This window comes from Ruegeria sp. BHSA163 (assembly GCF_059613365.1).
In genome coordinates this window covers 1-15,627 of sequence record NZ_JBXWSJ010000045.1, presented here as the reverse complement: position 1 = coordinate 15,627, position 15,627 = coordinate 1, and the positions used below count along the sequence as shown (strand labels likewise).

The following is a 15,627-nucleotide window of genomic DNA, read 5'->3' as shown; positions in this document are numbered from 1 at the left end:
TATGGAAAAAATTGAGATCCCCGCCACAAACCGTACACCGACAGTCGAATTTGACTTTGACTCAGGTCGCTTGAAGCTAATCGGAGAATCCTATCCCGAAGATGTTACCACGTTCTACAACCCGTTGTTTCAAGCCCTGAAAGAATGGTTATCGGGTGACGCAAGTTCTAAATGTCGGTTTGATTTTGAGCTCATCTATTTCAATTCGTCGAGCGCAAAAGCCATAATGATGATAATGGAACTCTTGGACTCAGCGGCCGAAAAGGGAAAAGAAATAGAGGTTTTCTGGTTTCACGATCCAGAAGATGAAACCATGGAAGAGCTTGGGGAAGAGTTTGGCGAGGATCTTCAGCACGCCAAGTTCACGTTAAAAAAGTTGTCGGATAGATGACACTCGACGATCTATTTTCTCGGGAACAACAGGTTCTTGAGAGCGCCGAATCTGCCTTGGACAGCGGAAAGTTCCCTAGTGACGAGACACGAGATCCAATTCGACGGCTCGTCGTGGAATACCGAAAACTGTTAAAAACCACGCGGCGCATGATGCGATTGAGTGATCGCAACGAACGGGAGCTGAATGCCTTGGCAGAAAAGCAGCGTATCGCTGCAGAGGAAATCTCGCGTAAAAACAACGAACTTGAGGCCTTATCGGGCAAACTCGCAAAGTATCTCTCCCCCCAGGTATATAATTCTATCTTTTCCGGTCGTCAGGAGGTGAAACTTGCGAGCCAAAGGAAAAAACTAACCGTGTTTTTCTCCGACGTAGCGGGGTTTACAGAGCTTACTGATCAGTTGGAGTCCGAAGACCTAACTCAACTTCTGAACAGTTATCTAACAGAGATGGCGCAAGTCGCGCTGCAACATGGCGCCACCATTGACAAGTTTATCGGTGACGCCATCCTAATCTTTTTCGGTGATCCCGAAACAAAAGGGGTGCGTGAAGATGCGTTGGCCTGTGTACGCATGGCGATCGCGATGCGGGACAAGTTGGCTGAATTGCAGGTCGAATGGAAACGCCAAGGAATAAGACAAGAATTGCAATGCCGAATTGGCATCAACACAGGCTACTGTACTGTCGGAAATTTTGGCAGCGAAGACCGAATGGATTACACCATTATTGGCGGAGCGGTGAATATCGCTTCTCGGCTTGAACATCAGGCCGATGAGGGAGAAATATTTATCTCTTACGAGACTTGGGCACACATAAAAGACGCAATCAGTACCGAAGAGGTGGGACCGATACAGGTAAAAGGTGTTACGCAGCCCGTCATGACCTACCGCGTTTTAGGTCAAAAAGGGGCACCCACCCTTTCTACAAAAGTCCGGTGCGACAAGCCGAATTTTCAATTGGTTTTGGACCCAGCAGCCATGTCGCCAGAAGAGCGTGCTGAAAGTACCAGTATCTTACAATCCGCTCTTACGTCATTGCGCAACTTTGATTCATAAATCTGGAAACCGGATGGAATTCCCTCGTAACCGCAGACAATGGTCGGAAATTGTTAACCGCCAATCTTCGAAAGAATAATCTAGGCCGTAAACCTATATGTTTCGCCATTTTTCCTTCTTTGTGAAAACAGCCTACGCAGCAAGCATCAACGAAGCAAAAGGCAACAGAATACCGGCCATAGCTATTGATACCCCCATCGGATAACCCGCTTTTGGACGCAATGCGCTCCAAACGCACTGCGGCAAGACAAGAAAGCGACAAGAAACAACAACGAACATGCCGATACCCATCGAAGCAGCAAAGCAAAAGAAAAATAATAACAGGCTATAGCTCGGTACGAAGAGCACCAATGCGGCAATTGCCTTTACGTCTCCCCCTCCCCAAAGGCGAAACGCAAAACCAGCGAAGCCAAGGAAGAACACGGCGACCGCAAAAAGAATTCGATATGAAATCTCTTGCCACGTAAGAAAGAATGGCGCCGAAAGCAAGAAAACCGCGATCATCGCAAGCACCAGAAAATTTGAGATCTTTAGGAACTTCAAATCGTGCAATGCCATAATGATCAATAAAGGCGCGATCAATATCAGTGGCCCCAACTGAACGAACTCAGGCGACATACGCGCCTCCTGCCGATGCTGGCTTGGGATTCACAATCGGAGTAAGCAAGTCGTGAATTAGTTCCGTTTGTGAAGACGTTCCGGTCTTAATGTAGATATTGCGCAAATGTGTACGAAGGGTCGAAATCGAGATCGAGAGCTCGGAAAGCAACGCGTTGTTGTTCAACCCCCGAGCCAATAGCAGACAGACCCTATATTCAGCTCGGCTCAATCTGCACGGATTTTCCATGGACAAAATCTCTTTGACTTCCGTACGCACAGATTTTCTACGCGCGTTCACAAGCTGTGTTTCAGAGAATCTGCCAAGAGACCTTTTTTTCCAGCAGTCCGAAAGAACTGGGCCCATAAGCGTCAAGGCGTTCGCTAAAGCCGAAGAAATAGGACGGCAAAAATGCAATTCCAAAAAGTCCGATACTCCATTCTGCCTTTCGAGCAATATGGACACTGACTCTGACAATCGGCGGTTTTTATAAAGTTCGGACAGACGAGCGTGATCAGCAAAATCGTTCATTGATCCGAACCACGCCGATCCCGACTTGGCGCGTTTCATATTCACCCCGCAGACGGCTGGCGCTACGCAGAAATCAAAACTTCCCGAGGAGCTGGGCCGCTGATGTCTGACATCGGCGCTGAGCACCTTTGCAGAGCCTTTTTCGCAGGACAGATCAACGCGACTAATTGAGATAACATCTGCCCCAATCGCCAGGGCTGTTTCACGCAGTGCGTTTAACAGTGGAACTTTCCCTTGCGAAGCCTGACACAGGACAGCAACAACCTTTAGCAATTCTGGTGTAGGAGCCACCGCAGCTGACGCAGAATTATGCGCCGAAAACATAACACTCATACCATTTACCATCGGTCAAACTTTGACCAACACCTTTCGACAGACGCCCCCACCCGTCGATATGTCTCGGGTTTTTTTGTGTGGCCGGACTCCACATATTCACAAAATTAACTTTGAACTAATCTCTGTACCTGCGCAAAAAGTGGAAGAAGAAGACCTTCTTTTGTTCACAAAATTGGCAACATAGGTGCACTGAAGGGCCTATTGTAGCGCGGTTGGGGTCGAATACTACGCCCCAAAGCCGCGGAAGTATCGAATCATAGAAGGCGCCGCCGTGATAATTATCAACGTGGGCAGCATTAGCGCCGCCAATACAGCCGACATTTTTACGGGCAGCTGGTTAGCCAATTCCTGCGCTCTGGTCTCACGCCAGTCTCTCATTTCCGAGGCATAAGTAGTCAAAGCCTCTGACATACTGGTTCCGTAACGCATGGATTGCTGCACAACGGTCGCAAATGACCGGATCTCGTCGATGCCAGTGCGTTTTGCCATGTCAGACAGCGCTTCTGCGCGTGGTCGCCCAGCCTGGATTTCGTGTTGTGTGTTCAAAAACTCAAAGGCGAGGTCCGGTGAGGCAACGGCCAACTCATTTCCTACACGTGTCATCGCAGCATCAAAACCAAGTCCGGCTTGCAGCGATATCTGCAGCAGATCGAGCGCATTTGGAAAAGCGTCACGGATCTTTTGTTGGCGTTCTTTTTGACGCCGGTTCAACCAGAAAGCCGGAAGAAAATAACCGACTGCCGTCAGCAACCCGATAAGCTGGATCGCATTCGCTTTGCTAATGGATTCAAATGTTCCTGCAATCGACCTTGGGAAAGGAATTCCCGGTGTTTTTGACGCGACTATCAGCAAGGCCACGATCATAGGAACGAAAATACCCAGCCAAACACGTGTCAGCGTGTAGATACGTAGTGTATTAGGACCAGTCAGGCCCGCCTGGAGCAGCTTTTCTTCGATCTTGCGCCGCTCGGACTGCCTGCTTGGAAGCGCCGCTTTGAAAAGGCCCTTGGGGGTGGCAACTGTTTCGCGCAACAGACCGCGATCATTGCGTGAATCGAACCTTTGGGCACGCAGGTTAGCAATGCGGACTGCTGCAGGGTGGCGTCGGCTCAGGGCCGAACTCACCGCAAAGAAAACCAGCAACACGCCCAGCCCAAAAATTGTAAGCAATATAGTTTCGGTAGGAAGTCCGAAACGCAGCGATATCATTTCCAAAACACGATCCATGGAACTGTCCTCAAATCCGAAAGTTAACGAGTCTGTACAGGATGATGACGTTAGAGATCATCAAAACGACGACCAAAATGGCGAGTTTGATGAACGCCGGGTCGTCGCTGACGTCGGTGTAGTATCCCGGCGCATTGATTGACATCAGTCCCATGATCACCAACGGGATGATCGAAAGAAGAACTCCGGACAAACGTCCTTCGGCCGAGATTGCTTTGATCCGGGCGCGCAATGCGATCCGTCTTCTGATCACGTTGGCCAAGACGGAAACGATCCGTTCAAGATCACCACCGGTTCCATGCTGGATTGCCATACTGGCAGCCAGATATTGCGCGTCTTCGGAACCTACACGGTCTGCAAAATCTTGAACGGCATCGGTCAATTCGTCACCGAAACTGATCTGATCGAAGATGATCCCAAATTCTGACCCGATGGGATCTTGCATCTCATCCGCGACGGCCTTGATCGACGTATTAACCGGATGACCGATCCTAAGACCCCGCGCCATCAGTTCCAATGCATCGGGTAACTGACCCGTCAGCAACTTTTGGCGCTCTGCCTGACGCGATTTGACAATCAACGCGGGCACGACTGCACCCAAGAGGAACGCAATCGGAACAGCCTGCCAAGCAGGAAGGAAAAAGACGCCGGCAACGGCCGCCGCTGCTGTTCCCATTGCTGACAGCAGCAGAAAGTTCTGCGGGGATATATTCACTCCCGCTTGCAAAAGCGTTTCTGGCAGCTTTCCAAAAAACGGAACCCGTGCCCAAATGCCCGTCTGGTTATCTGGAAGCAAGATTGAAAGGCGTTCTTCATCTGAAACGCCCTGCTGAACCATGCGCAGACGGCGATTTCTGGCCTCAGCTCGGTTTTCTCCACGCTTGGCAAAGTGGGTCAACCCGGTTACCAGCATGAATATTCCGACGAAGACGCATGCCAGCGTCAGATAATTCAGCAATTCGGCGGTATATACGCTGTCCATGGCTTACCCTCTCGATACACGGAAAGTTTCTGGCGCAAGATCGACACCGGCGGATGTAAGGAAATCAAAGCACTTTGGACGAATTCCCGTAGGAACAAATTGTCCGATGACCTCTCCACTTTCCGAACGGCCCTTTTTCTGGAAAACGAAAATGTCTTGCATAGTGACAATCTCGCCTTCCATTCCCGTAATTTCCGAGATGCTGGTAACGCGACGTGATCCATCCGCCAGTCGCGACAGGTGCACGATAAAGTGCAAACCCGACGCGATTTGTGATCGAATGGCCGAAGCAGGGAATTCTATTCCGGTCATCGTAACCATTTGCTCCAGGCGACCCAAAGAATCTCGCGCTGAGTTTGCATGCACGGTCGTCATGGAACCATCGTGGCCAGTGTTCATTGCCTGGAGCATGTCAAAGGTTTCAGCGCCGCGAACCTCACCCACGATAATTCTGTCTGGACGCATACGCAGTGCGTTGCGCACTAAGTCACGTTGAATGACTTGGCCGTCGCCATTCGGCGATGGCGGGCGCGTCTCCAAACGCACGACATGGTCTTGCTGGAGTTGCAGTTCTGCCGCGTCTTCAATCGTGACGACACGTTCACCGTGGTCAATATATGAAGACAGCGCGTTCAGCATGGTCGTTTTCCCCGACCCTGTACCGCCCGCAATCAAAACGTTCAGTCGTGCATATACCAGGGATTGAAGGAAACGCGCCGCCGCTTCGTTCAGCGCTCCACTTTCCACAAGTTTTTCCATCGTCAGTTTCGACTTGGCAAACTTTCGAATGGATACGCTTGGACCGTCGATCGAACAAGGGCGGATGATAGCGTTGACACGGCTGCCATCTTCCAGACGAGCGTCCACCCAAGGCTGACGTTCGTCGACGCGGCGGCCGATCTTGCTGACAATCTTGTCGATAACACGCAACAAATGTTTCTCGTCGCGGAAACGGACAGGTACTCTTTCAAGCAAACCTGAACGCTCGACGTACACGGTTTGATATCCATTTACGAGAATATCGTTGATCGTCGGATCAGCCAAAAGCGGTTCAAGGGGACCGAAGCCCAGAATTTCATCCAAAAGCTCATCAACGATTCGGTTGAAATCGTCGGTGTTAAGCGGACGGCCGGTCTGAGAAAGGGCACTACTGACAACACCGGCAACTTCGCGGCGCAGCACATCATTTTCAACTTTTTCAATGACCGAAAGGTTCAACCTTTCAAGCAATGCCTCGTGCAGAGTGCTTTTTAGTTCCAGCCATTCAGCCAATTCTTTTTCTTCAACGGCCATCTCTTCTAACATCTCCTGAGATTTTTGCTCAGCGTGTTGGTTCAGATGAATAACTTCGGCCTCATCGGTGCGTCCGGCGCGTGTAAACTTTTCAAACATCTCATAGACTCCAATCAGGCAGCTTTGTTTCTCTGGTCGTTACTTCCGACCTCTGTTTCACTCATTATTTTGTGACCCATCGTGCGGATCGATTTGGACAGGGCGCAGCCTTTGGCTGTCTGCGACAGCAGTTCGCCCCGGTCCAATGATTGCTTTGCGTGGCGCTCGTCGTTCGGCAGCCAGAATTTCAGATCGCGGCCCAATGCTTTTTGGGCTTCGATGTGGTGACTGGACCGAAAGGTCGGCTTCCTTTCCCGGCTGAACACGATCTCGACCGGAGGCTCCAAGCGTTCCTTGGCAAAAAAGTCAATCAGACGGCAGGCTTGGCGAACCGAAGAAACCGAGCTGTCACTGACCATCAACATCCGATCAGAAGCGTTGACTACAGCACCAACCCAATCAACCAAAACACGCGGCAGATCGACGACGACATAATCAAATTCCATGCGTAAAGTCTCGATCAGTGCAGCGATTTGCTCACGGGTCAGAACGTCCAAAGGCATGAAGTTTTCGGGTGCGCTCAGCACTTCCAAACCGGATGAATGTTGCACCATCGATTGTTGAATAAATGTCCGATCCGGCGTCACACCTTGCTGGGCCATTGTCATAAGCCCGGAGGAGGGTTGCAGATCCAACGCCGTTGCAATTGTTCCGAATTGAAGATCCAGATCGACAACAGCAACTTTGTTTTTGGTCGTTTTTCTGAAAAAGCCTGAATGTCCCTGCAACTGATCCGCCAAGTTTATCGCCAGGGTCGAGGCACCAATACCTCCGCGCGCGGGGCAAACGCTGATGACATGCCCCAAACGATGCATCTGCGGATTATAGATCGCTGGTAGCAAGGACTTGTCCAACGTGAGGCGCTGAATCTGTTCGGTCAGCTCGTCTTGTGCTATCGGAAAGGGCAAGATCTCGTCTACGCCCAATTTGTTGAGCGCGCGGGCTTCTGACAGCGTAATGTCGCGATCGCTAAGGGCGAGAATTGTGCCGCCAGGGCCCGCGCTGCGACGCAGATCGCTGACGACGTCCACATCCAGCTCTTCTGGTAGGCTGAAAACCAACAGATCATTGTCACACAGCAACTGGCTTGCGTGTCCGTTGACCGACGACAACGTACCGGAAAGCGTCTCCAGCGAATGATCATCTAATCGGTCAACCGCGCGGGCGACAGAACTTTGTATCGCCTCGTTGTCTGAAATCAGGGCTAATGATTTGTGGGTCATTGTACAGCTCCTATGGCTAGAACATTCAACCGCTGGTTCCCGAGGCGAGGTCTTCGCCTGGAAGCGTTGCGCTGAAATCGGAAAAGATCTTGAAGCCCGTGGTGGCATTCGTCAGATCATCGGTTTGCGGCGTTGCCCCACCAATCGCCAAAGCAGCAAGCGCTCCTAGTGGGGATACAAAACGGAACGGAAGCTCTTCGATGGTCACGGTGACCATCGGCACATAGGGGCCGCCAAGAAAATTCATTTGCGGGTCGAATTCGTAAGCAAACGTAATGTTGCTTTCATCAAAGGTTGCAGTTGGATCGTTGGGAACGGCAAACTGCAGCATGTTCCAAATACCGTCGACTGTGTCTTGCGCCGCGGCATTTGGCGGATTCGCGCCGGTGCAAATTGTTGCAGCCGGTTCCACACAAACGCCGGATGCAAAGTCGCAATTCGTCCCAAAACGCGGACCAGTTATGTCTGTGTAACCACCCCTGCTGTTGGTTGTTGGAACACCTCCGCAGGCAGCGGGCAACACCGCGGCCATGCGGGCAGCGACCTGCGCTGTTTTTTCCGCGGCCACGTAATGAAATGCCAATCGGCCAAAATCTATCAGACCCAAGAAGATAAGAAGGAAAATCGGCATGACAAACGCCATTTCGACAATGGTCGAACCATCTTCTTTACGGAAAAATCGTGACAATTCACGGGTTATGCTGTGAATGCGGCGGTTCATGGTCCAAACACCCGGCTGCGGTCAGTTACAGTGGTCTGGATCTGAGTCATCCCCGCACCGCCTACAAGTTGGAACAACGGCGCAAAGGGCAGATCCGATATTGTTAGTGATGCGGAAAGTACTGCCACCGGAGTTGGAGAAACCCGATATTCTCCAGCGGCTCCTACACATTCCAGGGACAGATCGTCTAACCCAATGGTGATATTTGTGGTTGAAAGAGACGTTAGCGTGGTCGCTACCGATGCCTGAAAGTCTCCGATCGAGGCACTTGGTGAAGCAGAGCACAAGTCCGCCGGAGCAATCCGCCCAACGTAACGTGCAGTGTCGCGAACACCAGTGATCGCGTTCTGATACGACCAGAACAACCGGCCACCTTCGGCTATCAGGGCGAAGGTCGCCAACATGATCGGAAGCAGGATCGCGAATTCTACTAAGGCAGCGCCTGCCTCATCTCTGCGAAAGCGGCGGATCACTCTTTGAATATGTTGAGACAAACCAGACATGACCCTCACTCGTAAAGCTGAACCAGATCGTGAACGATGCCCCCAACACCCAACCCGCCAATACCTTCAGAGACGTTTTGAATAACCTCTCCGTAGATTACGGCGTTGGCACCGGTGTTGCCGGATTCCGAAGGTCTGATCAGGAACATCTCGATGAAGCTTGTTACCGGAATGGTGCCCGATCCGCCGTTGAGTTCGGACTCGTATGTGATGCAATCGATACCAGCCACGGTTATGACACGACGACGTGGATCTTCACGCCCAACCGAAGGTGCCTGGCAAGAGGGCAAGCTGCTTTCGGCTTTACCGCCTGCTGTCAGGATGGCTTCCAGCGCAGCTTGGTTGCTCACCTCGGCGTTGTAGATGTCGTACCGAGTACCATTCATCGGGAACCAGGCAGGAATTCCTGTGGGAACCGGATTGCTGAAATCAGCCCCGTAATTGATGGTCAGGTAGTCTTCCAGACCATCATCGAACATTCCATTACCTATTCGGGACGTCGGACATGAACCGTCGGCAAAGCAATCGTCCAGAGGCAAACCCACCGTTGCAGTCGGGTCGATAACTCCATCGACTTCGTACGCGGGCGCCAATTCGCTGGTGCAATTGTTACCCTGCGCAGCGGTTATCCAACCATCAAGAACATGTGGCGAGGACGCAAAGTTGTCTACATCGTAGCGTGCATCATTCTGAAATTGACCAGCGCTGGATTCAAATCTGTCAAACCGTGTATTAAATCCCGCAATCATATTACCGATGCTGATACCTGGGCGGGTTTCTACCCCCCTTTGGCTAAAGCACATTGATACGGCACGAGACGCGGCTAGGGCGCAGGCGTCCTCTTGACCCGGAGGAGCAGGAGAGCACGCGCCGGCATCATCAATCGCAACAGCTTGATCTGATGAAAGAAAACCGAAGTTTCCAGGTCCCCATTGGTCATCTCCACCACCTTGGCTGACCATCTGCACAAGCTGACCTTCTGCAAGGTCAAGGCTTGGCGGCAGGCAAATGAACATGGGTGTGATGTCGCAGGCCAACAGTGTAAATCCTGCCACGGCGTCCGCGCTCACACTTGCAAAGGGACGCGCATCACCTAGCAGTGCCGCTGTGGCCGCAGCCAGGGGCGTTCCAACTTCGTGGACGTCAACGGTTACCCGGACGAAAGCCGCGATTGGTCCACTTGCCGCATCGGACGGATCAAGCAGTTGAGCCGGTTGGGCAGGCTCTACCGTATCGTTGGGCGGGTTCTCATAAAACTCTAGTTGGTAGTCTGTGTCACCAGAAAGAAGCTGATCTTTGTTGCGCACCCCAAAGGTTTGAGTGTCACTGATCATGTTGGCCGCGGCGTTTGTAGCCCGAGTGATTGAATCTGGGCGGCCGTCCAGTTCACCAGCCGCGGCCAGTGCCACGTTGTCGGCAAAACTTTGCAGTTCAGACTGCGTGGTCGTAACCCGCCCAATATCAAAGGCAATAGCGGCCATGCCGACCATCACTGAAAGTGCCACGGCGACAAATACCAAAATCGCACCGTCTTCGGACTTGCGGAACTGACTTATGATTTTTGGGCGGGACACGGTCGCTACTTTCCTTCTAGGGTTCAGTTGATAATTGCTTCGGTCACGTCGGTTCCGCGACGAACGCGGACGATCGTGCGGACAGGCTCTTCGTCCGACCCAGTTTCCTGAGGTTCATCCACCAAAAGATCGTTCAAGCGGGTCATGGTCAGCGCCTTGTCCTCGGTGTCATTGACTGACCGAAGCGTCAGGCTTAGCCGACCCGCACGTTGGGCCAACGCGAGGCGCTGAACCTGATCCGGAGTAACTGCAACTGTGACCGTCCGCGCCACTACGGGCTGGTCGGTTTGCTCATCGGATTCCTGGTCAACACCAATAACCCTGATATTTTGCAATATCGTAACGGCGTGCATGTCCCTTTTCTCGCCAGTCGTCATGACGATATCGACGCGATCACCCGGCGTGACAAATCCGCCAACTGCGGTTTCGGCATCCACTTCAATCGCCATTGCGCGGTGATCATCGCCAATTGTCTGGACGATGGTGACCTTCTCACCAAAGTCGGAAACTTTGTTGTTCAGGATCAGTTCACCCTGGGCAATCGCTCTGCGCGCACGTCGCGAGGGCATGCTGGCGGCGGCAATCAGGTCGTCATATTCCGTAAACACGCCGACTGGAACAGACCCACGAGGCCATTCGATCGTCGTCAATGATCCCGGCTCAATCTCTTCTCCAAATGAAATGTCTCGTGAAGCAACAACTACGCTGACAGTCTCGCTCTCGACAGCAGCACTTGCAGTTCCGGTGTCGAACTGAATGTAGTCGCGTGCGACGTAAACCGATCCGCCAGCTACAGCCAACCCCGTTAATGCAGTGAAAATGGCAGAAAATCTCATCTGGTTCTCCTTCGCTACTTCTTAGCTTTCAACGAATGAAATGCTTTGAACGGTTGCACTATGCCGATAGATCAAGAAGTCTTGTCTTGGTTGGAAAGTACGCGGCGCGAATTGCACCGCGTACTTTGAGTGCAAGCAGGTGATTACATCAGGCCTTCTGCCGCGGTGAACTGGCCGTTAACGTCGCCGCCCAAGGCTGTGAGGGTCGCAACTGCAATTGCCGTGACAATGGTCAGGGCAACACCGTACTCGACGATGGTCGCACCGCGCTCGTCACGTGCCAGGGTTTTCATCATTACATAAAGCTTCAACATTTTACTCTCCTAGTTAACTCACTAGATACACACTGATGCCGTACAAACTGACGGCGCTAACAACCCCCCCTTAAAGACGGAGCCTGCATCAAAACTACGCTTCATGGATCAGGGCGCGCATCATCCAAACTGTGGAAAAACACACGTATAAGGTGAAAGAATTGGCGCTTTGACTGTTGCTTTGCCCCAGATTCGCCTTTTTTGGCTATTGGGCCAGCCGACCCAGATCGCGATTCGTGCACTGGTTGAACCCGATGAAATACGGCCTTCGAAGAAATTACCGAAGCCGCCCTGCCCGGCTAACGCTGGCCGGAACAGGCGTTTCTGCCGGTTGGAAAAGCCGATTGCCTTCGTCAACTTACATTCAATTTGTGAAAGCTGTTGACAGGGAAACCTTACACAGAACTTCGCCGACGCCTTTCAATGAACGACGTGCGAATTGTGGCAAAAGTGTGCTCTTGGATCTGTCTTTTCTGGGGGCGCCGCGGATTTTTGCGCGCCCGCAGAGCTGTTTTTACTCTTTGAACGGCAGACTAGTGTAAGCGCCAACCTCGTTGTTACCCGAACGCTCATTGAAGGCTTCGATCATGTCGTTAGTAGCCTCGGCAGCTCCTAAATCCATGCTTTCAAGATCGAACTCGGAGAATGGGAACTCTGCAGCAGAGTCTGGCGGCTGTTTGGCCATCTGCACCGGGGCCGGAAATGACTCTTCATTGGGCACTCCCTGACGGGTGCGAATGCTGTCCTTTGTTACGTTCCAAGTCATAAAATCTGCCGCCAAATCCAACGGGCCGTCGTAAGTTTCCCGTATTGCAGAATACACTGCCAATGCGATGTCATGGTCATTTTGGAAGTGATAGCAGACCGCCAGCCTCGGCTCAGTCTCGGACATGATCTTGCCAAAAGCCTGCGCCGCTGTGTGACCCTGTGAACCGACGAAAATCGCCTCTGACGGTTCAAAACCGTATTTTTCGATCATGAACTCAGGGGGGGTAAAGCATTCGTGGATGGCGAGATCAGCACCAGCTGCGTGCTCTCTCCACCATCGGGTCGGAAGAGTGTCAGAGGAAAACGCAAACTTGAGACCGTTCCATTCCAGCAGAAAACTGACTGCTTGTTCGCCATGGATAGCAGGGAGCGTTCTGACTTGAACACCGTTTTCGTCAAAAATGACATTGTTGACGGCTTTCCAATCAAATTCGTTCACTTCCAGTTGCAGTCCACGCGGATCAACTGCCGCGCCACGGGTCGCTTCCTCCCAGGCCCACATCTTCATCATGTGATCGGCCCAGGATTTGGTACCCCATTCTGGCTTAATCCCTTCTGGTCCCCACAAGCGGACTGGAGTCAAACGGTTGTTTACTGGGCCTGTAAAATAGAACGCTGGAAAATCACCGGCGTGATCAAGATGCAAATGTCCCAGGAACACTTTGTCTAGCTGATCCAAAGGTATCCCTAGCGCCATGATCCGTTCATAAGAGCCCTCGCCCATATCGAAAATAAATTTCTCACCATTTCCCAATTCAACAAGGAAACACGCTGCAGCTTGTTTCAAACGCGGCTGGGGCATCCCGGTTCCACAAGCAATTACCCGCATTTCGTCCGCCCCAAGGGCTTCTGTTCCTGGGTAATAAACTGTTTGATGGGGATATGGGTCGGTTCTCGACCACTCAGCAGGTTCTTTATCTTGCGCGATCGCAGCAGCTGCTGAACTTGCTAATATTACGGCGCCAAGCGCAATTGCCCGAGCAGTCTTGCCAACAAATATCATTGCTATTCTCCCCCACTGGGATTCCGATTAAACCCAAAGTTACTCAATGTCGTGTCACTCAAGGATCGCAGTTTTTGAATGCGTATTGCAAGTCTTTGTGTGCATATCGGGAACAGCGCAGTTTGTATCGACAAAAGCTGGACAGGATAATATTTAGGCGTCGACAGAGATTGGACCAAGCTAACCAAATTCGATTTTATCGAATTGATTCAACTTTGCCTCTAAAACCCTTTTTTCTCGCTGGCCTAAATACTGAACACTAACTGCATTTTGATTGCCTTCGCATTTTTGCCGATGAAGTGATCCGATGCCTTTGCGAAATTGCGCCGGGGCTTTATTTATTGGCAGTTTATGAAGCGGCTTCGGCCGAACAAATTAATCAAACTGCCGCCCAATGGAAAACCACCGCTGACTTCGATATCAACTTTTAGACTATATCTAATTCCGGATTGAGAACACTTCGGTCAGCTCCGAAAATCCTTTGAAAAGTGCTTCCTCTAATTGCTCGCAATCGGCGGAGGCTGAAAGGTTCTGTCGTGTTTCCGCATCAAATAGAATGGCACGATCCACGATCTTGGTGTGTGCTTCTAGTCGGGCGGCAAGATTAACTGTCTTACCGATGCACGTATACGTGGCGCGCGTCTGCGTACCTGCATAACCTGCTACTACCTCGCCGGTAGCCACACCAAAGCCCACTTTCAGCCTCTTCTCGCCCAAGGCTGTTCGCTCTTCGTTTAGCATATCGATCATTCTACTCATTTCTTGCGCCGCAGAAATCGCGCTTTGCGCTGAGTTATCAACAGGTTGAGGCGCGCCAAATAAGGCCATCAAGCCATCACCAACCATCAAGTTCACTATACCACCATGACTCGTAACTGCCTCGAACATCAGGGTATAATAGGTGTTCAACAGTTCAATCGTCGCTTCGGGTGGCATGGGTTCAGACAACGCGGTGAAATCTCGAATATCACAGAACAGGACTGTCGCAGTTATCCGACTACCGCCGATAGCAAAACCCGACGCTTGCAGATCCTGAGCGACCTCTTCGGTCGCAAATCGCCCTAGAAGCCGCTTTTGTTCGTCGTATAGCTGCTTTCTTTCGAGGCTGGAATTCAGGCGTGCCTGGAGCAGCACTTTGTTCACAGGTTTGGCGATATAATCTTCAGCCCCCAGTTCGATGCAACGAACGACGTTTTCGAGCCCCTCAACCGAAGATGTAACGATGACTGGCAAATCGCGAAGTGTCGGATCGCCTTTGAGTGCTTCAAGCACTTGAAACCCGTCCATTTCCGGCATCTCTATATCCAGTAGCAGGACATCATAATCATCCTCGGCAAGCATTTGCATTGCGACTTTGCCATTGTGTGCAACCGATGCTCGATGTCCCAACATCTCGACACTTCGAGTCATCAAAATTCGATTGACCTTGTTGTCATCGACAATCAGAAGATGCCCGGTTTTCTCAACCATTCAAAAGCCCTGTGAGCGCCGTCGCAGTTTGGTCAAATGTAGCCCTGAGGACATCCACCGCCGCACCGTCGATTTCGCCTGACAATTCGATATCACGAGCCTGTTCGGACAGAGTTATTGCACCAAAGGTTTGCGCGTTCGACTTGATGGAGTGAGCCGCACGGCGATAGGTGTCGGCGTCTTGGTTTTTGACCGAGCCTTTCAGCTCGGCAAACATGTTTTCTGCGTCATCTAAGAAAGTGGCCGCCAATTCTCTGACGAAATCTTCACCCATCGCTGCGCAAAGCTCTTCAAAAACAGTTGGGTCAATGATGTCTTTGGTCATTTGCGTTTCCTTGGAGACCGAGCAGGAGTGCGGGAAAGTGCATCGATCAGGCGATCCACGCGGATTGGCTTTGCGATGTAGTCGTCCATTCCGGCGGCCAAACACATTTCGCGGTCTCCTTGCATAGCGTTTGCGGTCATCGCAATGATCCTAGGACGGTCATCGGGATAGGATGCGTTAATTTTTCGAGATGCTTCAAGCCCGTCCATTTCCGGCATTTGCACATCCATTAAAATGACGTCATAGGTCTGACGAGCGACACTTTCGATGGCCTCAATACCGTTGCTGGCCAGATCGGTACGATAGCCCATTTGTTCGAGCAGGCGTATCGCGAGCTTCTGGTTTACCAGATTATCTTCCGCCAAAAGAATGCGAAGT

17 protein-coding genes are annotated in these 15,627 nt (G+C 51.5%); 2 read left to right on the top strand and 15 right to left on the bottom strand.

The genetic code is table 11. The annotated features are described in order from the left end of the window. The first annotated feature begins 1 nt into the window (after position 1). Together AC2FNV_RS17955 and AC2FNV_RS17950 are read left to right on the top strand one after the other, a co-directional pair. Positions 2 to 391, top strand: a complete 390-nt coding sequence (locus AC2FNV_RS17955; RefSeq protein WP_217362361.1) for a DUF1987 domain-containing protein — start codon at positions 2 to 4, stop codon at positions 389 to 391. Beyond that, complete coding sequence (locus AC2FNV_RS17950; protein WP_170604198.1) at positions 388 to 1,446, top strand: adenylate/guanylate cyclase domain-containing protein; 1,059 nt, start codon at positions 388 to 390, stop codon at positions 1,444 to 1,446. Before AC2FNV_RS17955 ends, AC2FNV_RS17950 begins: the two co-directional genes overlap by 4 nt. Positions 1,447 to 1,578: 132 nt before the next feature. Here the strand turns inward: AC2FNV_RS17950 and AC2FNV_RS17945 are convergent, their stop codons facing one another. From AC2FNV_RS17945 to AC2FNV_RS17875, 15 genes are all read right to left on the bottom strand, one after another. Next, positions 1,579 to 2,064: a prepilin peptidase gene (locus tag AC2FNV_RS17945; RefSeq protein ID WP_170476434.1), complete on the bottom strand. Its 486-nt coding sequence runs from the start codon at positions 2,062 to 2,064 to the stop codon at positions 1,579 to 1,581. Continuing rightward, positions 2,054 to 2,908 carry a helix-turn-helix transcriptional regulator gene (locus tag AC2FNV_RS17940; RefSeq protein ID WP_170610358.1) on the bottom strand — a complete coding sequence of 285 codons (855 nt, stop codon included), beginning with the start codon at positions 2,906 to 2,908 and terminating at the stop codon, positions 2,054 to 2,056. The genes AC2FNV_RS17945 and AC2FNV_RS17940 overlap by 11 nt, the downstream gene beginning before the upstream one ends. Before the next feature lie 228 nt (positions 2,909 to 3,136). Next, entirely contained in the window at positions 3,137 to 4,138 is a 1,002-nt protein-coding gene (locus AC2FNV_RS17935) for a type II secretion system F family protein (protein WP_170604201.1), read from the bottom strand. 10 nt (positions 4,139 to 4,148) lie between these two features. Then, a complete protein-coding gene (locus tag AC2FNV_RS17930; protein WP_170476439.1) occupies positions 4,149 to 5,120 on the bottom strand; it encodes a type II secretion system F family protein in 972 nt (323 codons plus the stop codon). A gap of 3 nt (positions 5,121 to 5,123) precedes the next feature. Beyond that, positions 5,124 to 6,512 (bottom strand): TadA family conjugal transfer-associated ATPase, encoded by a 1,389-nt coding sequence (locus tag AC2FNV_RS17925; RefSeq protein ID WP_170476440.1) that lies wholly within the window; start codon positions 6,510 to 6,512, stop codon positions 5,124 to 5,126. Positions 6,513 to 6,526: 14 nt separating this feature from the next. Then, on the bottom strand, positions 6,527 to 7,735 hold the full coding sequence (locus AC2FNV_RS17920; protein WP_170604203.1) for a CpaE/TadZ family protein: 1,209 nt from the start codon (positions 7,733 to 7,735) through the stop codon (positions 6,527 to 6,529). Between the two features lie 25 nt (positions 7,736 to 7,760). After that, positions 7,761 to 8,456 (bottom strand): TadE/TadG family type IV pilus assembly protein, encoded by a 696-nt coding sequence (locus AC2FNV_RS17915; RefSeq protein WP_170604205.1) that lies wholly within the window; start codon positions 8,454 to 8,456, stop codon positions 7,761 to 7,763. Further along, positions 8,453 to 8,959 (bottom strand): TadE/TadG family type IV pilus assembly protein, encoded by a 507-nt coding sequence (locus AC2FNV_RS17910; protein WP_170476446.1) that lies wholly within the window; start codon positions 8,957 to 8,959, stop codon positions 8,453 to 8,455. Before AC2FNV_RS17910 ends, AC2FNV_RS17915 begins: the two co-directional genes overlap by 4 nt. A 5-nt stretch (positions 8,960 to 8,964) precedes the next feature. Continuing rightward, positions 8,965 to 10,533, bottom strand: a complete 1,569-nt coding sequence (locus tag AC2FNV_RS17905) for a pilus assembly protein TadG-related protein (RefSeq protein ID WP_170604207.1) — start codon at positions 10,531 to 10,533, stop codon at positions 8,965 to 8,967. Positions 10,534 to 10,556: 23 nt separating this feature from the next. After that, positions 10,557 to 11,369 (bottom strand): Flp pilus assembly protein CpaB, encoded by an 813-nt coding sequence (cpaB, locus tag AC2FNV_RS17900; protein ID WP_170476450.1) that lies wholly within the window; start codon positions 11,367 to 11,369, stop codon positions 10,557 to 10,559. 143 nt (positions 11,370 to 11,512) lie between these two features. Then, entirely contained in the window at positions 11,513 to 11,683 is a 171-nt protein-coding gene (locus tag AC2FNV_RS17895; protein WP_170476451.1) for a Flp family type IVb pilin, read from the bottom strand. A 514-nt stretch (positions 11,684 to 12,197) separates the two neighbouring features. Then, the gene (gene gntH / locus AC2FNV_RS17890) at positions 12,198 to 13,454 is read right to left on the bottom strand and encodes a guanitoxin biosynthesis MBL fold metallo-hydrolase GntH (protein WP_170476453.1); all 1,257 of its coding nucleotides are present in this window, start codon (positions 13,452 to 13,454) and stop codon (positions 12,198 to 12,200) included. Positions 13,455 to 13,892: 438 nt separating this feature from the next. Next, on the bottom strand, positions 13,893 to 14,924 hold the full coding sequence (locus AC2FNV_RS17885; protein WP_170476455.1) for a response regulator: 1,032 nt from the start codon (positions 14,922 to 14,924) through the stop codon (positions 13,893 to 13,895). Beyond that, positions 14,917 to 15,249, bottom strand: coding sequence for an Hpt domain-containing protein (locus tag AC2FNV_RS17880; RefSeq protein WP_170604209.1), 333 nt, complete (start codon positions 15,247 to 15,249; stop codon positions 14,917 to 14,919). The genes AC2FNV_RS17885 and AC2FNV_RS17880 overlap by 8 nt, the downstream gene beginning before the upstream one ends. Further along, the coding region (locus AC2FNV_RS17875) for a response regulator (protein ID WP_496774036.1) at positions 15,246 to 15,627 on the bottom strand (382 nt) is incomplete at its 5' end. The genes AC2FNV_RS17880 and AC2FNV_RS17875, both read right to left, overlap by 4 nt.

Coding starts and splice junctions, on each gene's coding strand:
- AC2FNV_RS17955 (WP_217362361.1), top strand. CDS start 2: ATGGAAAAAATTGAGATCCCCGCCACAAACCGTACACCGACAGTCGAA.
- AC2FNV_RS17950 (WP_170604198.1), top strand. CDS start 388: ATGACACTCGACGATCTATTTTCTCGGGAACAACAGGTTCTTGAGAGC.
- AC2FNV_RS17945 (WP_170476434.1), bottom strand. CDS start 2,064: ATGTCGCCTGAGTTCGTTCAGTTGGGGCCACTGATATTGATCGCGCCT.
- AC2FNV_RS17940 (WP_170610358.1), bottom strand. CDS start 2,908: ATGAGTGTTATGTTTTCGGCGCATAATTCTGCGTCAGCTGCGGTGGCT.
- AC2FNV_RS17935 (WP_170604201.1), bottom strand. CDS start 4,138: ATGGATCGTGTTTTGGAAATGATATCGCTGCGTTTCGGACTTCCTACC.
- AC2FNV_RS17930 (WP_170476439.1), bottom strand. CDS start 5,120: ATGGACAGCGTATATACCGCCGAATTGCTGAATTATCTGACGCTGGCA.
- AC2FNV_RS17925 (WP_170476440.1), bottom strand. CDS start 6,512: ATGTTTGAAAAGTTTACACGCGCCGGACGCACCGATGAGGCCGAAGTT.
- AC2FNV_RS17920 (WP_170604203.1), bottom strand. CDS start 7,735: ATGACCCACAAATCATTAGCCCTGATTTCAGACAACGAGGCGATACAA.
- AC2FNV_RS17915 (WP_170604205.1), bottom strand. CDS start 8,456: ATGAACCGCCGCATTCACAGCATAACCCGTGAATTGTCACGATTTTTC.
- AC2FNV_RS17910 (WP_170476446.1), bottom strand. CDS start 8,959: ATGTCTGGTTTGTCTCAACATATTCAAAGAGTGATCCGCCGCTTTCGC.
- cpaB (WP_170476450.1), bottom strand. CDS start 11,369: ATGAGATTTTCTGCCATTTTCACTGCATTAACGGGGTTGGCTGTAGCT.
- AC2FNV_RS17895 (WP_170476451.1), bottom strand. CDS start 11,683: ATGTTGAAGCTTTATGTAATGATGAAAACCCTGGCACGTGACGAGCGC.
- gntH (WP_170476453.1), bottom strand. CDS start 13,454: ATGATATTTGTTGGCAAGACTGCTCGGGCAATTGCGCTTGGCGCCGTA.
- AC2FNV_RS17885 (WP_170476455.1), bottom strand. CDS start 14,924: ATGGTTGAGAAAACCGGGCATCTTCTGATTGTCGATGACAACAAGGTC.
- AC2FNV_RS17880 (WP_170604209.1), bottom strand. CDS start 15,249: ATGACCAAAGACATCATTGACCCAACTGTTTTTGAAGAGCTTTGCGCA.